The sequence below is a fragment of the Paenibacillus lutimineralis genome (genome assembly GCF_003991425.1).
Taxonomy (GTDB): Bacteria; Bacillota; Bacilli; order Paenibacillales; family Paenibacillaceae; genus Fontibacillus; species Fontibacillus lutimineralis.
In genome coordinates this window covers 1,261,318-1,281,618 of record NZ_CP034346.1, presented here as the reverse complement: position 1 = coordinate 1,281,618, position 20,301 = coordinate 1,261,318, and the positions used below count along the sequence as shown (strand labels likewise).

Below are 20,301 nucleotides of genomic sequence, written 5' to 3'. Positions count from 1 at the left end.
ATGCGTCTTCAGATTATTGATTCTTATTGAACAATCGCATTATCCAACGCTTCTTGTGGAACCTCAATCGCTTCGATCTCATTGTACTTGGAGAAGCTGGAATCCATCTTCATCTCCATCGATACCTGCTGTCCTTCCGCTTCCATATCCATCTTCATTTCAACAGACATCTTGGAAGGCAGATACGTCTCCTTGTTGATGGAATATACGATATTAATATTTTCGATCTTCATTTGATCAATTGCAGCCATAGCATCTGCTTGGTTCTCGCCACCGTTTTGGCTCATTAGCGATTTAGCTAGCTCCTTCATATTGTCGCCGGACAGATTGGCCTTCAATACGAAGTCGCTGCCGTCTTCAGTTACTTTCATTTCGTTGGCGATCGATTTGAATTGCTCGATCTGTTGGCTAGGATCAGCCGATTGCTTTGCAGCATCCTTAAGAGTGGCCATCATGGTCTCATCCGTCAGTTTCACCCAGGCTCCGCCTGTTTGCATGTAGATTCCATCCGCAGTAACATACTGCGTAACATCCTGATTTCCTAGGTCTCCCATCGACATATGCAATTCCTGCATCATTGCAAGCGGGTCCTGGATAATATCAGACTTGATTTCCATCTCGATGTTTTGCTCTTGAGTCTCCTCGCCCACCTTAATAACTACCTTTTGCTTGGAGCTTGCAGCCATCGAGAGGCTCTTAAGATCCTTCGTTGCATCTGTCATCTTCGTGAAAAGCTCATCCGCCGTTGGTACAGCCACATCTTCACTTGTCTCCACAGTTGCCGGTGCATTTGATCCCGCACCAGAACTCGCATTGTTGTCCGCTTTCTTATCCTGGCCACATCCAGTTAATCCTAAAGCCAGAACCGCCCCTAATAATAATACAACCATCTTCTTCATACAGTTTCTCCCCCTATTTCTAAAAAAGGTAATCCAAAAAGTCCACTGAAAATCGGCCTTTTTGGACTCGATTAGAACATAAACCCTATATTAACCAAAACAGCATGGAAAAGAAAAGGTACTTTTTTCCTAAATGTAACCAGATATCTCATGAAGCGCGTAGGTCCCCTACCTTGATGAATCGCCTTCCTGGGCCAAGACATATATAATAGACACGAATCTGTATAGCTCGGAAAGGAAGTAATATCTTGAAAAATCTTCTGGTCACAGGTTACCGCGCACATGAACTCGGAATATATAACAATAAACATGAAGGAATTCCGTACATCCGCCAGGCGATTATCTCGCGCTTAATACCACTGCTGGAGGAAGGGCTGGAATGGGTCATTACACCAGGACAGTACGGCGTAGACCTATGGGCCTGCGAAGCGGCGATCGAGCTCAGAAGACAGTATCCGGCGCTCAAGTGTTCAATACTTACTGCCTTTAGCAATCCTGAAGAACAATGGAAAGAGGATAAGAAGGCTTATTACCAAGACTTGATCTCCAAGGTTGATTTCTATGCCTCTGTCAGCAAAGAGCCTTATAAAGGCCCATGGCAATTCGCCGCCAGAGATGAGCTGCTGTTCCGCAAGACCGATGGTATTCTACTGGTCTATGACGAAGAGATGGGTGAAGCTAGTCCGAAATACATTAAGCAGCGGGCCCTGAAGAAGCAAGCTATAGAGGATTACACTGTGATTACGATCGGAGCGGAGGAAATTCAGGCCATTGCCGATGAAGATCATCAGAATTTGGAGGAAGAAAGTACGGCACAGGATGATATCCTCTGGTAACGCCCGGATGTCGGCCTCATATCATGAGATATAAGGAGGCGATTGGCAATGACTCAACAGCACCTGCCGACTGTAGCTTATTTCAGTATGGAGTTCGGACTTGAATCCAGTTTCAAGATATATGCAGGAGGTCTCGGTATTCTCGCCGGCGATTATATCAAAGGCGCCAGAGATGAGGGTGCCCCGATCATAGGCATCGGTATCAAATGGAAGCAGGGATATACCGATCAGCATATCGATCCCGATGGCAAGCCTTACGATACTTATCATAACTACATGTATGAGTTCCTTGAGGATACAGGGATACAAGTCAGCGTAACAATTCGCAACATTGACGTTCACTGTAAAGTGTGGAGAACCGAGAAATTCGGCAACAACCCGCTATATTTGCTTGATACCGATATTCCGCAGAATAGCGATAGCTGGATTACCGGACAATTGTACGGCTGGTTCGGTGAGGAGCGAATTGCCCAGGAGATCGTGCTTGGCATCGGGGGAGTTAGAGCACTTCGGGCGCTGCAGATTCCGGTCGATGTATATCATTTCAATGAAGGACATGCGGCGTTAGCGGCAACCGAATTGATCCGTGAGAAAATGAATGGAGGCCGTTCCTTCGAGGAAGCCTGGCAGGCCACTCGGGACGAGGTCGTATTCACCACTCATACACCGATTCGAGAAGGCAATGAGTCCCATCCGTTGGAGCGGCTTGAATATATGTCCGCCTTCAACAATCTGACCCGCGAGCAAATGGAACGCATTGGCGGCAATCCCTTCAACATGACGGTCGCCGGGCTACGGCTGTCGCGCATTTCCAACGGCGTCGCCAAGCTGCATGGCATCACAGCCAATAAAATGTGGCAGGATGTGTCCGGCCGCTCAGCTATCATCAGCATCACGAACGCCATTCATACGCCAACCTGGGTTGATCCGAGAATAACCGAAGCTTACGAAAGTAATGGGGATCTGTGGGCCGCGCATATGGAGATCAAGCGTGAGCTGATCCGCTTCATCGAAGAACGTTCCGGCATAGCCCTGAATGCCGATCACTTATTAATCGGCTTCTCGCGCCGAGCGGCCCCTTACAAACGGAGCGACCTCATCTTCTCCAAGCCGGAGCTAATCGCGCCTTATCTCGAATCCGGCAAGATTCAGATCGTCTTCTCCGGCAAAGCCCATCCGCTCGATGATACTGGCAAGAGGATCGTCAGCAACCTCGTCGCCATGATGAAGAAATACCCGGGAAGCGTCGTCTTCCTGGAAAATTACGATATGACGATCGGGGCGGGGCTGACCCGCGGCTCGGACATCTGGCTCAACAATCCGCGAAGGCCACTAGAAGCGAGCGGTACATCGGGGATGAAGGCAGCGATGAACGGCGTACTCAACTGCTCCATCCTTGACGGCTGGTGGCCAGAGGCCTGCCTCGACGGCGAGAACGGATGGCAGTTCGGCGACGGCTTCGAGACGGACAATACCGAAGCGTTGGATCGCCATGACGGTGAAGCGTTATACGAGACGCTGCTGCAGCGAGTGCTACCTACCTATTATGAGAACAGGCCGAAGTGGGTCGAGATGATGCGCAGAAGCATCGAGACGACACGTGAGCCGTTCGCCACCAAGCGCATGATTGAGGAATATTACAATAAAATGTACATCAAGGCGTAGAAGTGAAGATTAATGGAATCCAATCGGTTATTCGCAGTAAAGAGGAAACTAAACGGCCTCAGTCCAATCGAACTCAGGACTAAGGCCGTTTAACTGACTTTTACTTTTTGTACCGTTTACAATTTTATTCGGAAGCCGAATATTGCAACATCCGAAGAAGCAAGGTAACCGCTTCCGCTCTTGTCACGGCATCGGTCGGAGCAAACTTGTTATTACCTTTGCCTTCAACCAGACCTGCTTCATAAGCTGCTGCAGCATATTTCTGCCCCCATGCAGGGATTTGATCAGCATCAGCAAAAGGAAGCGATTCATTCGTAGTTGTCCTCAAATCAAGTACTCTTGCGACCATGGCTACAAATTCCATCCGGGTCACCTTGCTATTAGGACGGAAGGTATTATCTTCATATCCGTTAACAAGTCCAGATTTAACCGCAATGGCAACATAGGACTTCGCCCATGCCTGAATGCTGGAGGTATCCTTAAATGAAAGAGCTGGTGCATTTTCTTCAGGAAGCTTCAATGCGCGTCCAAACATAACCACTAGCTCACTGCGACTTACCTCAGCGTTCGGATGGAAAGTTCCGTCTGTATAACCGTTGACAATTCCACGTTCTACTGCTGTAATAATAGCTTCGGTCGCCCAATGATCTGTGATGTCCTTGAACTTAGGCTTGTTGCCATTGTTGCCATTGTTCCCATTGTTACCGTTATTGCTGTTGTTGCTGTTGTTGCCGCTGTTTCCATTGTTTCCACTGTTTCCACTGGTTCCATTGTTTCCACTGGTTCCATTATTACCATTGTTACCGTTATTGCTGTTGCCCCCGCCATTTCCAGGGTTTCCTTGATCATCTGCCTTGATCACCGTTAACAAGAAGCTCTTCTGTACCACTTTGCCGTCTTTGGTCAATGCAGCTGTCAGCGTAACTTGAGTGGTGCTTGATGGACGACTTACTTTACCTGTTTCCGAAATAATTTTCGGATTGCTGGAAGACCAGGTAATCACGCTACCATTCTGTCCTTGTTTCGGCAAGATTACATTTTGGGTGACGGATGCACTGGAATCGCCTGCAGCAAATCCAATTTCCAGGGCTTCTTTATCCAATTCAACATCCGGAGGTTTTGGCAGATCGCTAAGCGTGATTGTGACTGATTTCGTGCTGAGCGGAACAGTGACGATTCCCTTGGAATTGTCGATTTCGCCCACGGAAGCCGCTAGAATGTTGTTGACCATGCTAGGCAATTGAATGCTAAAAGCTGCATTACTTGTGCCTGCCTTGGCTTGGGTGAGATCGGTTATAAAAGTGAATTCAAGCTTGTTGTTATTTCTAACTACATCGTATCCTGCTCTACCACCTTGGAATACTGGATAATTATGAACTTTAGCCACTACATTGTTGTTATTAGCCGCATCGATAACCCACTCTTTCGGAATACCACGGCCTACGATAATTTCGTAGTTCGTGTTCTGATCGTAAATACGCTCTGCGATCAGAGAATCGACCAGTACTTTAGAATTGACGGACTGACCCCAGATATGCTGGGCTGATCCGCCGCCGCCCGGTGTATTTTGAACGCCAAGCTTCTCATTGGTTGCTGCCCAAGGGCTTGATTCATTAGGGTAATTAACACCCTCCCACCAACTAAATGGTCCGCTCATAGAGTTTTCAAGCATGAACTCATAGGCTTTAATGCCCATGTCTCTATACTGCTCTCCACGAAGCGCAGCGCTGCCATATCCAGCATTGTAAGAACTGGAATAATAACCGTGAGGGTAACCGCCAAAGTTATACGGTGAATCGGTTACTCCTGCTACGGTACGTCTTTCAATACCATAAGTATACGTATCGTCCAGCATCTGCAGGTTAATATTGTCCTCAGGCTGGTTCGCGCCATACAAATATCCATCCCATAGCCATCTTCCGCCCATAAACATGGAAGCCCAGTTCGCATCCTTAGGTTCCTTCATCCGGTTCTGATCATTGGTCTGTATTACGGAAGCCGGGATATAATCCAGATCATTGTCCCTAATTGTTTTTTTTAATCTAGCTGAGAACGCCGCCAACAGGTCCTCATATTCTTTCTTGGCCCACTCTGCCTCCTCCAAATAGCTTGGGTTCTTTTCAGCTTCATACAGCTCACGTGTAATATATTCATATGAAGCAAGACCTGTCAGCGCAGCATAGTTGTCAACTGTCCAAAAACCCGGATCGTCGATCGCATATGTCTTCTTCATAATCTGGCCGTCGCCCGTACGATCATCATGAATACTTCTTGCACTGTATTTGACTCTCTTATCGAACACGTTACCTTCCGTTCCATCATCTGCAATCATAAGGTCCTTGAAGATGGACGTATCGCCCGTCTTGCTCAAATATACAGCATATGCCCAAGGAAGCTTCCAGTTGGCATCCCAGTACAGGTTCCCGTCCACTTCACCGGTCTCAATATTGATTCCTCCGGTTAATGGAACGCTCTTCAAATATTCCTTGGCATAAGCAAAGTCTCCACTTTGAATCAATTGAACCAAAATTCCGATGGTATCGTGCGAATACAATCTCGCATACCCGTTCTCCCCGACATGCAGATAGTTGCCATCTTTAATTATCATCGTGTAGATGTATCCTGCTTTAAAAGCATTCACCAACTCTTTATTCGGCAGATCGATATTAACTACTGCTGACAGTCGGTCGTCCCAATACGATTTCATTGAGGCGTAATTCTTATCAAAATTGCCCTGCCCGGCTACTTGCTCTATCGTTAATGAAGTAAAAGAGGTTTTGCCTTCATCAAAGTATTCATACTTATCGGCTTCAATGGCATAATCTCTACCGATCGTCTCGCCAGGTTCAATCGTATACGCCTGATTCGCTGCCGCATTAAGTGGAATCAGGTTTTTAGACACAACTGGTAGCAAACGTGTCTCATTCGAATGGTTCGTAACGGTCATTCTCGAATAATCGATAACATAATCCTTGCCGTCAACCATTTGCTTATTGCCGAATGATTCGATTTTGAAGTCCATATCGTCTTTGGAATATTCGTGGATAAATGCTGGCAAATAACCTTCGGCATTATACCATTTAACGTCGGTTGCGTCCGTGACACCAAAGGTCACCATCTGCTTCGGAGCGATGGGACCATGCTGTTCCGGACGTGAGCCGCCGATTTGGTACGATCCGTCAAGGAATCCGAGCGAGGCATTCTTATCGCCTTCAAAGCCAAAAGCTGCTGTCATTCTCGGATTGGATTCATACTGATATTTACCCACCGGCTTCAATTCGTCCAAGGCATTCATGACTTTGGAATAGGCTATAATCCGATCTTTATCTGGAGCCGTGTTTCCTAAGTATTTTGCTTCCTGAACGGCTTGATTCAGGGCAGCCGTCGATTCGCTCGTATACCCATTCAATTCCACACTGTTGATGGCTTCAATGATGTTGGCCACCTCATTTAGCCCTGAGCCCTGCTGCAGGCTTTCAAATGCCTTAGACAGCCTGTCGTAGGCCGAGTTTATATCCTCTTGTTTGACATCTACATCACTCAAGCGCTCTTTAGCCTCTTTCAAGGCGCTATCCAATTGAGACCAGGTTGGTACAGTGAACAACTTTCGATTATATTGCTCGACGTCATTCACCAGTGTTTGAAGAACGCTTCGATCCACATCGCTCTTTTGGATAATGCGCATCAACCCTGTTCCAAGATCAGCTTCCGGTACGAATTTACCATATGCTGATTTGCCATAAAACTCACTCTTTGATTCCGAATTTTTGTTCATGATATACCAGCGGTATTCTCCAGAGCCAAGAGTTTCCTGAGTTAATACAATAGCGTAACGCTTGCCTCCTTCAATGAAGTAAGACAATGGGACGGTTGTAATTTCGCTGCTTACAACCTGATTCTCTTTCACCTTTGTTTCTGCCAATGCGGTTCCTGTCGGCAATCCTTGAGTATCTGTAGCATACAGCTTCACGACCAGATCACTAACCGGCTCGTGTTCTCTGATTACCCTTACTTGAACATATTCCATTTCAAAGTCTTCTTTAGGGGTAAAGGTTTGATATCTGTCCTCCTGATCCCCTTTAGAACCCAACGTATACCCGCCAGATATATTCCCCATAAAGTCTATCTTAATATTTGTGTCTTTCTTATCCAGAGCTTGTTGTGCAGCTTGCAATTCATTGAGAACGCTGTCAATTTCATGCTGCGAAGCAAGCGGTTGAGCGAGAACATTCTTGACCTTGTTCCTAGCGACTGTGAAAGGCTGCCAGGTTGCATCCGTATACAGTCCCTGGGTCATATCCTTAACTCTGTTGTACTCGTTCTGTAATTCAAGCTTGTCGGCAATATCTTGACTGCTTACAGCCAGGCCGGAAAAGGACATGTTCCCCCACTGGGATAAAACTTTCGTTTGGCGTGCTTCTACTTTAACTTCCGCATTAGCAGGCACTTTGAATTGATATTTGTATACTTTAGACGCTCCGCCTGCATGAATCGTGCTGGAAGCCTTCAGCTCATCGTTAAAATAAATGTTGATATTCATTTCAGCCTGCCACATGCCCACGCCGAATATAATGGTAGATTCCTTCGGCTGCGGAGCTATCGTTACATTCCAACCGACATCCTTGTAGTCACCCGGAGCACGGCTCGACTTTGGGAAAAACACACCGAATCCGGTATCCTTTATAGCGTTTTCAAATCCTGGCATCCCACCTGTCCAGGAATAGGACATGTAGTCCGTATCTCCGCCGTTATTCAATTTACCCTCGGTTCCCGTTTCCCCGTATACACTAAAAGTAACCGAGCTCTGACCCGACTTCCTAATTTCAGTGATGTCTCTATCTCCTTTAAGATGAAGCCAATCCACGTCCCCTAATTGTGTCAGATCCAGCGGAAATTCGCCAAATACCTGGCCACCCTCTAACTTCAAGTCAGATGCCAATACCGTGTCTTCCGCTAACTTCGAATCGGGTTCAAGTACCTGCTCTTCTGTTATCTGCAATTCAGGTGCGGCATGTGCTGAGTATACCGGGCCAATCGTTGTGATCAACAGGCCCATGAGCAAAATGATGGTAATGACCTTGGTAAGTGATTTTTTCATAATCCTTCTCCTCTCTTACATTTTTTTAAAAAAAGGCTGGACCTTGATCATCCAAAGTCCAACCGTTTTTAACTAGTTTTCTCCGTACTTGCTCTGGAGATCGTTCAGCAATTGTTCAACTGTCAATCCGTCTTTCTTGAAGATAATTTCCTCTACCCCTTTAAGAAGATCTGCATGGAACGCCTTGGTTTGCTCAGGATATGCAAATGGCATGCCTACTTTCTCCATGTTGTCGAATACTGGCTTCAGCTCAGGGTTCTTCTCCAGGTAATTAGGAAGCAAGGGAGATACTGCAGGAGAATATCCAACCGCCTCAATCGCATTCAGCTGTGCTTCGTCACGTAGTGCATATTTGATAACTTGCATAGCTTCTTCTTTATGCTTGCTGCCAGCCAGGATAGACAAGCCGTGCGAATAAGCGCTTTGTGCTTCTACTGTGCCTTTAGGCATAGGCAGGGCGATCATTTGCATATTCGGATTCGCTTCTTTCAAGTGACCGACATACCATGGACCTGCCGTGGACATTGCACCTTTTTCCTGGCTAAATACTTCGCCGTCCCAAGGAGCGCCTACCTCAATCGGAGCGATAGCCACGCCATGTTTCAGGAACAGATCAACAAAAAACTGGACACCAGCAATGTTCTCTTTGGAGTTAATCGTTTTACCGAAGCCCCAGTCTCCACCGAAAGCGTGAACATATTGAGTGATGTGGAATGGATCAATACTGCCGATAATCCCTTTGACATCCTTCGTTGTCATGGCTTTCGCCAGTTCAACAACCTCATCCATCGTTTCCGGGTATTTCGTAATTCCCGATTTCTCGAGCATCGCTTTGTTGATTGCGAGCATGGAAGTCGATGAATCATAAGGAATACCGTACAGCTTGTTGTCATCTGTCCAGCCTTTATACAGCGATGATGTGATTCGGTCTTTCTCAAATCCAACCGTAGTGATCAGCTCATCCAGCGGAGCCAGAACGCCTTTTTTGATATATTCGTAGTTACCTTCATCCGACATCGCAATGATATCCGGACCTACTCCTGCAGCAATCGCCGACGGAATCGCTTTCCAGAATTCATCGCTGGTCGGGTACATTTGCATTTTAACTTTAATGTTTGGATACTCTTTCTCTAGACCATCGATCATGTATTCAAAGTTTTTTTGCTCCGAAGCGTTGGCCCAATAAGCCATCGTTACTTCGATGATTTCTTTCTTTCCCCCGTTTGCTTCTCCAGCGCCGTTTGCAGCACTGTTCGTGTCGCCGCCTTCAGTGGATTTGGATCCACATCCTATTGCAGTCAGCACCAGCATTAGGGAGCATAATAACAGGAATACCTTCTTTCTCATCTGTCACTTCCCCTTTATTTCAAGTGAATTCACCTTGAGAGGTGTTACTTTCATCTTAGCTAGCGCGCATCATGAGGCAAACAGAGGATATTTACATATTCCCGTGATATTTTACTTTCCCATGCAGTTTTTTCGGTATTCATTCGGCGGAAGCCCATACATCTTTTTAAAGCTGATATAATAGTTATCCGTGCTGTTAAAACCGACCTTTTCTGCAATTTCATATGTCTTGAGCTTTCCTTCCTTGAGTAGTTCCAAAGACTTTTTCACTCTGTAACGATTAATATAGGGAATCAGCATGGAACCGGTTTGCTCCTTAAAAATTCTGCTGAGATAGCTATTGTTCAATCCAACGTAATCGGCCAGTTCATCAAGTGTCAAATCATGATCATAATGCTGATGAATGTAGTCGAGTACCCGCTTGATCTTATAATTGGACGACGTGGCATCCTCCGCTAGACTTTCCGATATTTGCTCCAGTTCCTCAATGAGCAGCTGATGCAAGCGCTCAACCCGCTCTGCGGACATCAACTCCTGTACGCCAGCAGCCTTTCCTCCCGTATTCTCTTTCTTCAGGTGAGATTGAATTAAATAATACAAATTGACGGACAGGTCCAATATTTCTTGACGCCCTGCCGGACGCCGCTCTTTTATCATTGCGAATAATTCATGGATCATGATCATCGCTTCCGCTATTTTCTTGTCCGTGACCACCTTCCTGATCCGCTGCTCGTATGAGACCAGCATTTCCATGGATTTCCTATCCCCGATACAAGCCGGTTCATAGAACACAACATTGCTGCGGTCTTCAAAAAATAGCATTTCTGCCGCCTCCTGCGCCTCATGATAAGCCTTGGGGATATCGAGGAGACGGGAATGCAATCCACTGATGCTGAAGCTGACATGGACATTCAAAAATTGCTTCAGCGTTTTTTCAATCTTGTGGACCAATCTCCAGCGTTCCTCCAGTATTTCATTCATACTTCTCACCCTAGAAAAGGATTGGAGAAACACTAGCTCCTTCGGACTCATCTGAAACCATTCCAGCTCATCATACCGGTTCAGTATCTCATGCAAAATATTCAGGATCGAGAATCCGAGCAAATGCTCCATTCCCCTTTTATACCGCTTCGTCACCTTTTCATAGTGATCGATATACATCACAATGCAACATACATTAGGCTGCTTCAGCTCTAGCTGATACTGCTCCGTCTTCTGATCGATCTCCCATTTATGACGAATTACACCGATAACCAAATCACGTAAAAAGAGTGTTTTCAGATCGTTACGATTCTTCTCCTGCTGCACAGGAAGTTGATCCTCCTCTACATGATGCCTGAGTTGCATCCTAACCTGGTCCAATGCTTCAAACACCGCAGCTCGTGTCAAATTAGGCTTATGAATGTAGTCGCAGGCTCCCAGTCTGAGCGCTTCCCTGGCATAGTCAAACTCGTTGTGACTGCTAAGAATAATCACTTTGCAGGGAGCATTCCTCTGCTTCAACTGCCGAAGCACGCCAAGTCCGTCAAGTACCGGCATCCGAATGTCGAGAAATACGACATGTGGTTGAAGTTCTTCGATCTTTGTTAGAGCTTCTTCCCCATTAGCCGCTTCACCCACGAGATCGTAACCTTCTTGCTTCCAGTCCAGAAATGTCTTGAAATTGACTCTGATGAAAGTCTCATCGTCTACAATCATGATTCTCATATCAATCCCTCTTTCCTTGGCTGAATGGATGTAGGATCCTGCTCCATCGCTGGAATGCGAATGCACACCGAGGTTCCTTCGCCAACCGTGCTTTCCATGGCTACCCCGTACTTTTCTCCATAATGCAGCTTCAGTCTTCGTGAAACGTTGCCAATGCCAATCGAGTTCATTGTTTCCTTGTCAGACCATTCCTGTTGCAGCAGGTGATGGAGCTGCTCTTGCCGGATTCCGATCCCGTTATCACGGATGATGAATTGAATATCATCGCCATCTGTTTTTCCTACACAAATGTACAACTCATAAGGGCGGTCATGGCTGACAAAAGCGTGAAAAACCGCATTTTCCACAAAAGGCTGGACCATAAATTTCAGCGTTCTATAGTGCATCACATCCGGCGCAACATCAATCTTACAGTCAAATACGCTATAATAACGAAGCTGCAGCAATTCGACATAGTTGCGGATAAACTCCATTTCCTCTTTAATGGAAACAAACTCCTGCGTACTTCGAGTAGAGAAAGACAAAACCTTGATCATATCATCAATCGCTTCCGTAATGTTGTCGGCCATTTGCGCCTGAGCCATCCATTTAATAACCGAAAGCGTATTATAGATAAAATGGGGATTGATCTGATTCTGCAGGGCGTTCAGCTCAGCGCTCCGCTTCTTCTTCTCCTCTAGCTTGATTTGCTCGATCAGTTCTTTGATTTCCCCCGTCATCCTGTTAAAGGTACGGGATAAGTGACCGACTTCATCCAGACTGTCCTGGTGAGCAACTACATTGAAATTCCCCTTCTCCACCTTACGCATCAACCGGTTGAGTCTTCGAATCGGATTCGAGATGCTGCCGGATACTAGAAATGCGATGATGAATCCAATCGCTACGAGCAGAACGAACAGTAGTACTGTAAAATCGCGGAGCTTATTGATCTCGGCGAACAGCTGATTGCGGTGAATGACACTGTAAAATTGCCACCCGGATACTTTAGATTCATGGCGAACGACATAATAATCCTTACTGTTCGGCTGAATTTGCGAAAGAGGCTGAATGAGATTTGTCCCCATCATCCCTGGCGTCGTGCTGAATATCACCGTTCCTTTCTCATCTACAATGAACTGATTTACATCCCGCTTGTTATCCAGTCCGCTGAACAATTGTTCCAGCTGCTCCACGCGGAAATTCACAAGCAGTACACCCAGCTTCTGATACGAATCCGCATCCACCAGAACTCGACCAACGGACAGCACCCTCCTGGGCTTGCTGTACATCTGCTTTTCCTCGTGCAGGCCGAGCAAAACCGGTTTTTCCATGTTGTTAATAATTTGCTGGTACCACGCTTCATGTACTGGAGTGTACTTATAATTAAAGGTCGTGTTATATCCCCTTCGGTAGATCAACGGACTGTTCTCCGGATAAATCAGAATCGAATCGATACTCGGATTGAATGTCATTAAATTCTTAAAGACGCTATCGCTGATATAGCGGAAATCCATGCTCTTCTCAAACGTCTCATAGGCGGATTTGGAGTAATCCTTCGCTAAAATTGTCATCAGATTCTCGTCATAAAATGGCTGCTCCGATGATTTGATCATACTGTTTACGAAAGCATCTGCAGTCGAAATCATTTGCAGGTTCGTCTCCTCAAACGACTTTACAATACGGGTCTCGAAGATGGACATGGCATATGTATAAAAAGAAATACTGATTACCAAAAGTGGAATTATCATTAGCAGCGCATAGGTCAGAAACATTTTTTGCCGGATGCTGCGATCACGGAAGCGTTTCCATTTCAGCATACTCCATCCTCCGTTTTGTTTTTGAAATAAGTCAGATTTTAACGATACCATCATATCGATTTGACTGGTTGCATTAATGCAAAAGTATGCAAACCCTGAACCTATTCACTCGAATTACGTTCAAGTTGCATACTTATGTGCTTGAATTATTGTCTAAAATGACTTTCTACTTCGGACAAGGAGAGCTGAGCTGACTTTAAAACGAGATAATCGGCTTCGACTAATGCCTGCATATCGCCTATACCCACATCAAACATCCCTGCTCCTTGAATAGCCCGGATTCCTGCCTCTGCATCTTCTACGCCGACACAGTATTGAGGCTCAATGCCTAGCGGCTGGCGGAAGCGAGTCCAATGGCAATCCCCCGCTGTTTGAGCTCATGAAATAAATCAAGTATACCAGGTAGAATCTCCGTTTCGTCAACCGCTTCTATCAAACGCTGATAGTTTTGTTTTTCTCGATCGACCCCTTTAAGCTGTTCATTGAACTCCCGGTCAAACGGAAGACCTAGCTCATCCGCCAGCAGCTTCCACGCCTCAAAATGATACTTTGCCGTATCTGTAATGACTCCGTCCAGATCAAATATAAAAGCCTTAATCTCTCTTCTAGAATCACTCAACAGGAATGCCCTCCTTCAAGTCGATGATAAGATGATCCGTCAGTGAACATGGACGGCCATGGATGAGGATGTTCATTTCCCGCAGCTTACTTCCCACGCTTGCTTCGGAAAGTATGCGTTTCACCTCAAGCTTATCGCGATTAACGGTCACCTGCAGCTGTGAGCCCTGCCAGTATAGCGGAAAGGATAGCCGATCCCAGGTACGTGGCAGCATCGGATTCAGCCGCAGAGTCCCTTCCCAGGAGCGAACGCCGCCAAACCCCATAATGGCAGCCTTCCAGATCCCTCCGATCGAAGCAGCGTGAATCCCTTCATCACAGCTATGCATGTTGGTCCCCAGATCAATTCGCGCCGCCTTGGCGAACATTTCGTAAGCCAGATCCATATCATGGACATCACAAGCCAGTAAACTGTGTGTGGACAGGCTGAGCGAAGAGTCATGCAGTGTTTTCGGCTCATAATAATGCCAGTTCGCTGCTTTAACCTCCTTAGAGAACCAGTCCTCCAGCAAATAGAACAAGACGAGGATATCTGCCTGCTTGGATACCTGAATCTCACTGAGCTGAGTCATGCTGTAATCAGCAAGAATCGAAGCTACTACCTTCTGATTTCTGTACTTCTGCAAATCTATGACCTGCAAATGCAAATAGGTGTCGTCCTGCGGAATCAGGTGCGAATACGAATCTGGCTGCGGCAAATAAATGTACTGGGCCTTCTCTTCCCATTCCTTCAGGCGTTCAGTCAAAGATAGTTCTTGCTCCAGGCGTGCATATACCTCGTTTTGTACTTGCATCAAGCTATGAGTACATTCGATCGCCTTCATGATATTCCAATAAGCCATGTAGTTGGTGTATGCGTTATTGCTTACATGCTCTTTATACTCATCCGGTCCGATTACATCTGTGATGTGGTACTGCTGCCTCTCTTCATTCCACTCCAGCCGGCTGGCCCAGAAGGTAGCAGTCTCCATCATGATTTCATAACCGCAGCGGTCCATATACTCCTGATCATCAGTCGCCTGGTAATAGTGCCAAGCGCCGTAAGCGACGTCTGCGGTAATGTGCTGCTCGATTTTTCCCGTCCATATATAGGTTGGTGTGCCGGTTACTATATCAACAGGTCCCCATTCCGGTGTTTCCTCTTCACCCGTAACAGCCGATTCCCAAGGATACATCGCACCGCGGTACCCATGGTCAAGCGCATTTTTTCTGGCACCTTTCAAGGTATGGTAGCGATATTCCACCAGCTTGCGCGCCGTTTCCGGCTCGGTATACAGGAAGTACGGCAGGATGAATACTTCCGTATCCCAGAATACATGCCCTTTATATCCTTCACCTGTCAATCCCTTGGCCCCGATCGAGAAGCGGCTGTCATGCGCAGGTGTCATGATTGTGAGGTGGTACTGAGCAAAGCGGACAGACAGCTGATCAAAGAAATCGCTGCTGCTGATTTCGATGCTAATATGCTTCCAGCGCCGCTGCCATGCCTGTTCATGTTCATTAAACAGTTGATCAAACCCCTTATTGGCAGCTGCAAGCAGGTGTTCTCTGGCGAACGCCATCAACGAATGACTGCTGGTTGATCGTTCGTTCCAATCGAAATCGAAGCTTGTATGTACCGAAGCGATTTTATCGAACCTGATCGTCTCACCGACCTCAGCATCAGCCTGATACGTCAACATAACCTTTCGCCGTTCCATACTTGGTACCGGATCCGTCTGAAGGCGGCTTCCACTCCGGTACAGCTGAGATGCAATAGTATGTACAAACTCAATGTCTGACTGCGAGGTTGTGGCTGTCAACTGGAGCAGCTCCTTGTCGAATACCCGCCGATCTCCCTCAAGAAAATGCTGTACGCCTGAGTTCGTCATTTGCCCATTGATGCCAGAACGAATGAAAATATCCGAAGGGTGTGTAAGCGGCGTTATTTCTACTCTCATGCCCAGCAAGTGCATATTCTGCAAAGACACAAAACGTCTATACCGCAGCTTGAACTGAGCGCCCTGTTCATCCTCCCAGACGATGTCACGCCGCAGTTCGCCTTGCCGCAGATCAAACTCCCGGCGGTAGCTGTGAATCGTTCCCTTCTCCAAATGAAAAGGGTTACCGTTTAAGCGAATGTCAAGCTGGAGCATATCCGCAGCATTCGGCAACTCGGTTACCTCCTGATTCACAAAACGGTTGAAGGTTCCTGCGATAAACAAATTGCGACGTTCCCCACCATAGCATTCTTCCGTTGCAGCCCGGAGTCCCAAATAACCGTTCCCCTGACTAAAAATCGTCTCGAACTTGGCCAAATGTCTGACGTCAAAGGCGGTTTCCGAAATGACCCATCCCTCATATTGTGCGTCCGTCGCTTTATATTCGATCAAGACTCTTCCTCCTGTCAGTAACTATCTATTTTATACAATGAATTATCCTTTTAAGCCTGTTGTGGCAATCCCTTGCTCCATTTGACGCTGGAAAATCAGGAATACGATAATGATCGGTACGGTCAACAGGACAACACCGGTCATGGTCAGGTTCGGCCATTCAAAATAACGGTTCTTCAGCGTGTTCAGACCGACCGTCAGCACATACCAGCGGCTGTCATTCACAAGTGTCACCGGCCATACGAAGGAGTTCCAGGTCCCGGTAAAGCTGAAAATAATCTGGGTGCCGATCGCTCCCTTAGATAAGGGCAACATGATCCGGTAGAAGATGCTGATCTTGTTCAATCCGTCGACCTCCGCCGCTTCTTCTAGCTCCTTCGGAATCGTCAGGAAGAACTGCCGCATCAGAAAGACGAGGAACCCCTGGAACAAGAACGGAATAATCAAGCCGTAATAGCTGTTCAACCACTTCAAATCTACGATCATAGAGAAAATTGGAATAATCATGACCTGGTATGGCACCATCATCATCCCGATAATTAGAAAGAACACCACTCCTCTCCCCCGGTAATTCAACCGGGCTAAGGAATAAGCAGCCATCGTGTTCACAATCAGGTTCCCAAGCAAGATGCCTACCGTTACGATAATGGAGTTCTTGTACCAGATCAGCAGATCCGAATTCACAAAAACGTCCTTGTAGTTTTCAAATGTCCACCTGGTCGGCATGACAAAATGGCCGATATCGGCCTTGGACAAGAGCGACGTATAGATCGCATAGCCGAACGGTACGACGAAAAATATCGAGAAAACTACCAGCAGCAAGTAACGGAAAAACTGACTCTTTCTACTATCCATGACTAGATCTCCTCCCGAACAAATCGTTTTTGCAGCATGGACAGCGTAATGATAATGGCGAAGATGATAAATGCGGCCGCACTGCCGTAACCGGCACGGTTATAGCTGAACGCCTGACTATAGAAGTAAATAACGATGGTACTGGTTGCGCCGGCTGGACTGCCCAGCGATCCATTTCTCGCTAAAGCATACGGCTGGTCAAACAACTGCATGACATTGATGATCCCAGACATGATAACAAGGAACGTTACAGGCTTCAGCATAGGTACGGTAATCTTCCAAAATTGCTGCCAGCCATTCGCACCATCGACTCGGGCTGCTTCATAAATATCATTTGGAATCGTTTGAAGACCTCCGAGATACACCACCATATAAAAGCCTACATAAGTCCAAATCGTTAAAATCATAAGAAACGGCAAAGCTAATTTCACGTCTGCATACCATGATACATCTCGGAATCCGAGCCAGCTCAATGCTTTGGTTGCAATCCCGTCATGCTGCATGAACAAATACATAAATACGGTCGTTACAGCAATCGTCGAAGTAATGTAAGGCATGTAGTACAACGTACGGAATACGCCCTTCAACTGCCTGACCTTGTTCAAGTTAACCGCGATCACAAGCGCGATGAGCGCTTGCAGCGGTACAGCCACGACCGTTAGGAGCGCAGAATGCCTTAGAGCTGTCCAGAAATCTTTATCCTTGACAATCTCGATATAATTGCTGAATCCGATAAATTTGGCCGTATCCGGGTTCAGAAAGCTAATGTCCTGGAAGCTGTAAATAAATGATTGCAGCAAAGGATAATAAAACCAAATTCCCATGAGAATCAGGATGGGGGCTACAAACAGGTAGCCTACGAACGTTGATGAGCTCCCTAATCTCCCCAGTCTAGAACGCAAGCCCCGTTTCGGATGAATTATGGGACGGCCCGTATCTAATTTCGGTGTCATGTTGTTACTCCTTCCGCTTTACGAACCCTTTGTTCGCAAAATATTCTGACTTTCGGATCCTCGCCTCGTAGAAGCCGAAAATTCTACCTTTATCATAGAAAGAACGTACCTTGCCTGAAACAGAGAATATTTACAACACACCGAGGATTTTTACATTTCATTTTATTTAGGTGTACGGCACCATAAATCTAACTCCAATCTAGTATTAATGGGCATGAAATAAAAAGGCTGCCCAAGCTACAGGGGAACTGTAGCCCGGGCAGCCTTCTGCCTTGTAAAACTCAGATTAGACGCTTTAATATGGGGGGCAGTTGAATCTGATTTTCAGTCAGTATTCTATATGAAACTAGCGCAAAGTCGACAAATTCCCCCTTTTCTCGCACCTTTTCAGGTATAATATACTAATACATAATACCTATAAAGGAGAATTCAGCTTCATGAAAAAAGCAATCCTACTTGCGGTGCTGCTGTTCGTCTGCCTGATTCCAGCCAGCTATGCCGCGCCCCCTGCCAAGAACTTCGTGCTCATGGATGACAAGAGCAATCATTCCTTCATCCCACTGCGCTCCTTGAACGGACTTTACGGCATCAAGACCGTATGGACACCGGCCGAGAAACGGATCGACATCATCCGGGACGAGACTCAACTTACGATGCACTTGGGCAAGACGCAAGCTATCCGGAATGACCAGGCGATTAAACTGTCCGATGCTCCGTTCACCGAAGGCGGCATAACCTTCGTGCCTATGCAGATTATTAATGAATCTTTTCCATTATCGTTGGAATGGTCGAAGAACACTTCTTCGCTCACTATACATAGTAAGGCATCTGAGGCTTCCTCAGAGGACATATATACCACCTCACTTCCTTACATGACGAAATCTGCATACGGAAAAATGGACAAGCCAATCATCAGCGAACGGAAAACGTTCAAGGTTGGTGGTAAATCCTATAGCACGCAAATGGTCACGATATCGCTCCTGCATCCGAAGGTCTCCCTCGACGTTGTCCTTGCTGGGGATAAACCAGGCAATGTTGAGGATCTCAGCAGCATCGCGAAGCGCAGCAAAGCAACCGTAGCCATCAATGGAACCTTCTTCGACGCCTATACGACAGGTAGCTATAAAGGTCCTTATGGTTATATCATTAGTGAAGGAAGCATAGCTCATAAGAGCTCCGGTGACCGTCGTACGGTATTTACCTTCGACAACAATCTGTTGGCTGAATTAATACCCGGCGCAGACTTCCCGACCAGATTCGCTGAAGGGAGCATCCAAGGCGGGCTGCAGGCTGGACCGCGTCTGATCGTTAACGGCAAGGTAGCTCTTAATGTAGTGGAGGAAGGCTTCAAGGATCCGAAAATTCTGACTGGTGGCGGCGCCCGCAGCGCGCTCGGCGTAACCCGCGATCATAAGCTAATCCTGCTGACAACTGGCGGAGCTACGATCCCTCAGCTGGCCGAGATCATGAAGCAGGCTGGTGCCTACCAGGCGATGAATCTGGACGGCGGTGCATCCAGTGGGTTGTACTATAACGGCAAATACTTGACCACTCCGGGGCGCAAGATCAGCAACGCTCTTGTTGTCAAGGTTCAGTAGTAGGTTGGACAGGTACACATATTTCGCAAAACTCGTTATGTGTCATATCACCAATATATCTTTCTATAATTGGCTTTCTATCCATTTGATAGCCACTGTTCTGTAGAGCGGGGAATATGTCGGACCATGCCTTTTGAATATCCTCTGCCGTATGTTTGACTTTAAAAATCACATATTCACCACGAGGTAATATACCTTCACAAATAGCATCATCCAGCGGGTAGTCCTCGGATAGGACAATACATGCGTCAAATCGGCAGTTTTCAGGAAGCGTGGTTTCAGGGTTATCCTGGGGAATTCCGAGCAGAATCGTCGATGCCGTGAGTAAATTTTTCTCCTTAGCCCATTTTTTCAGCGTCTCCATCGCCTGAATGTTGGCTGGGCCATATGGACCCGTTTGGCGAACGTATGCAATACGATATTGCGGTATAACTTCGACCTTAATACTCATGTGTTCTCTTCCTTTCATTGGGAATATCTGATACATTTCGAATGGTAACATGGTATAAAAAAATATTCATAACTTTTTTCTGATATCCTAATTCTGAAAATCAAAA

The 20,301-nt window shown here is 46.5% G+C and carries 12 protein-coding genes and 1 pseudogene; 3 read left to right on the top strand and 10 right to left on the bottom strand.

The genetic code is table 11. The annotated features are described in order from the left end of the window. Positions 1-23 precede the first annotated feature (23 nt). A complete protein-coding gene (locus EI981_RS05400) occupies positions 24-899 on the bottom strand; it encodes a DUF6612 family protein (RefSeq protein WP_126996113.1) in 876 nt (291 codons plus the stop codon). A gap of 248 nt (positions 900-1,147) precedes the next feature. Between EI981_RS05400 and EI981_RS05395 the strand changes: the two genes are divergently transcribed. Together EI981_RS05395 and glgP are read left to right on the top strand one after the other, a co-directional pair. Then, positions 1,148-1,735 carry an SLOG family protein gene (locus tag EI981_RS05395; RefSeq protein ID WP_126996111.1) on the top strand — a complete coding sequence of 196 codons (588 nt, stop codon included), beginning with the start codon at positions 1,148-1,150 and terminating at the stop codon, positions 1,733-1,735. 48 nt (positions 1,736-1,783) lie between these two features. Next, positions 1,784-3,400 (top strand): alpha-glucan family phosphorylase, encoded by a 1,617-nt coding sequence (glgP, locus tag EI981_RS05390; RefSeq protein ID WP_126996109.1) that lies wholly within the window; start codon positions 1,784-1,786, stop codon positions 3,398-3,400. Positions 3,401-3,524: 124 nt separating this feature from the next. On the opposite strand, the gene EI981_RS05385 is transcribed toward glgP, so the two are convergent. The 8 genes and pseudogenes from EI981_RS05385 to EI981_RS05350 form a co-directional block, all read right to left on the bottom strand. Next, entirely contained in the window at positions 3,525-8,498 is a 4,974-nt protein-coding gene (locus EI981_RS05385) for an S-layer homology domain-containing protein (protein WP_126996107.1), read from the bottom strand. Between the two features lie 72 nt (positions 8,499-8,570). Beyond that, the gene (locus EI981_RS05380; protein ID WP_126996105.1) at positions 8,571-9,845 is read right to left on the bottom strand and encodes an ABC transporter substrate-binding protein; all 1,275 of its coding nucleotides are present in this window, start codon (positions 9,843-9,845) and stop codon (positions 8,571-8,573) included. Positions 9,846-9,956: 111 nt separating this feature from the next. After that, entirely contained in the window at positions 9,957-11,552 is a 1,596-nt protein-coding gene (locus tag EI981_RS05375) for a response regulator (protein WP_126996103.1), read from the bottom strand. Beyond that, positions 11,549-13,348 carry a sensor histidine kinase gene (locus EI981_RS05370; RefSeq protein WP_162616092.1) on the bottom strand — a complete coding sequence of 600 codons (1,800 nt, stop codon included), beginning with the start codon at positions 13,346-13,348 and terminating at the stop codon, positions 11,549-11,551. Before EI981_RS05370 ends, EI981_RS05375 begins: the two co-directional genes overlap by 4 nt. A gap of 146 nt (positions 13,349-13,494) precedes the next feature. Next, positions 13,495-13,946 (bottom strand): annotated as a pseudogene (locus EI981_RS05365) (HAD family hydrolase). 13 nt (positions 13,947-13,959) lie between these two features. Further along, the gene (locus EI981_RS05360) at positions 13,960-16,338 is read right to left on the bottom strand and encodes a glycoside hydrolase family 65 protein (protein ID WP_227011706.1); all 2,379 of its coding nucleotides are present in this window, start codon (positions 16,336-16,338) and stop codon (positions 13,960-13,962) included. A gap of 42 nt (positions 16,339-16,380) precedes the next feature. Continuing rightward, the gene (locus tag EI981_RS05355) at positions 16,381-17,193 is read right to left on the bottom strand and encodes a carbohydrate ABC transporter permease (protein ID WP_126996099.1); all 813 of its coding nucleotides are present in this window, start codon (positions 17,191-17,193) and stop codon (positions 16,381-16,383) included. A gap of 2 nt (positions 17,194-17,195) precedes the next feature. After that, positions 17,196-18,146 (bottom strand): carbohydrate ABC transporter permease, encoded by a 951-nt coding sequence (locus EI981_RS05350; RefSeq protein ID WP_126996097.1) that lies wholly within the window; start codon positions 18,144-18,146, stop codon positions 17,196-17,198. Between the two features lie 437 nt (positions 18,147-18,583). Here EI981_RS05350 and EI981_RS05345 point away from each other — a divergent pair, with 437 nt between their 5' ends. Further along, positions 18,584-19,744, top strand: coding sequence for a phosphodiester glycosidase family protein (locus EI981_RS05345; RefSeq protein WP_126996095.1), 1,161 nt, complete (start codon positions 18,584-18,586; stop codon positions 19,742-19,744). Here the strand turns inward: EI981_RS05345 and EI981_RS05340 are convergent. Beyond that, positions 19,731-20,195, bottom strand: coding sequence for an AraC family transcriptional regulator (locus EI981_RS05340; RefSeq protein WP_126996093.1), 465 nt, complete (start codon positions 20,193-20,195; stop codon positions 19,731-19,733). The genes EI981_RS05345 and EI981_RS05340 overlap by 14 nt on opposite strands. Positions 20,196-20,301: the final 106 nt, after the last annotated feature.

Excerpts from the sequence above, each read along its gene's own strand:
- EI981_RS05385 (WP_126996107.1), bottom strand. The coding sequence starts at position 8,498 with ATGAAAAAATCACTTACCAAGGTCATTACCATCATTTTGCTCATGGGC.
- EI981_RS05400 (WP_126996113.1), bottom strand. The coding sequence starts at position 899 with ATGAAGAAGATGGTTGTATTATTATTAGGGGCGGTTCTGGCTTTAGGA.
- EI981_RS05370 (WP_162616092.1), bottom strand. The coding sequence starts at position 13,348 with ATGCTGAAATGGAAACGCTTCCGTGATCGCAGCATCCGGCAAAAAATG.
- EI981_RS05375 (WP_126996103.1), bottom strand. The coding sequence starts at position 11,552 with ATGAGAATCATGATTGTAGACGATGAGACTTTCATCAGAGTCAATTTC.
- EI981_RS05345 (WP_126996095.1), top strand. The coding sequence starts at position 18,584 with ATGAAAAAAGCAATCCTACTTGCGGTGCTGCTGTTCGTCTGCCTGATT.
- EI981_RS05355 (WP_126996099.1), bottom strand. The coding sequence starts at position 17,193 with ATGGATAGTAGAAAGAGTCAGTTTTTCCGTTACTTGCTGCTGGTAGTT.
- EI981_RS05340 (WP_126996093.1), bottom strand. The coding sequence starts at position 20,195 with ATGAGTATTAAGGTCGAAGTTATACCGCAATATCGTATTGCATACGTT.
- glgP (WP_126996109.1), top strand. The coding sequence starts at position 1,784 with ATGACTCAACAGCACCTGCCGACTGTAGCTTATTTCAGTATGGAGTTC.
- EI981_RS05350 (WP_126996097.1), bottom strand. The coding sequence starts at position 18,146 with ATGACACCGAAATTAGATACGGGCCGTCCCATAATTCATCCGAAACGG.
- EI981_RS05380 (WP_126996105.1), bottom strand. The coding sequence starts at position 9,845 with ATGAGAAAGAAGGTATTCCTGTTATTATGCTCCCTAATGCTGGTGCTG.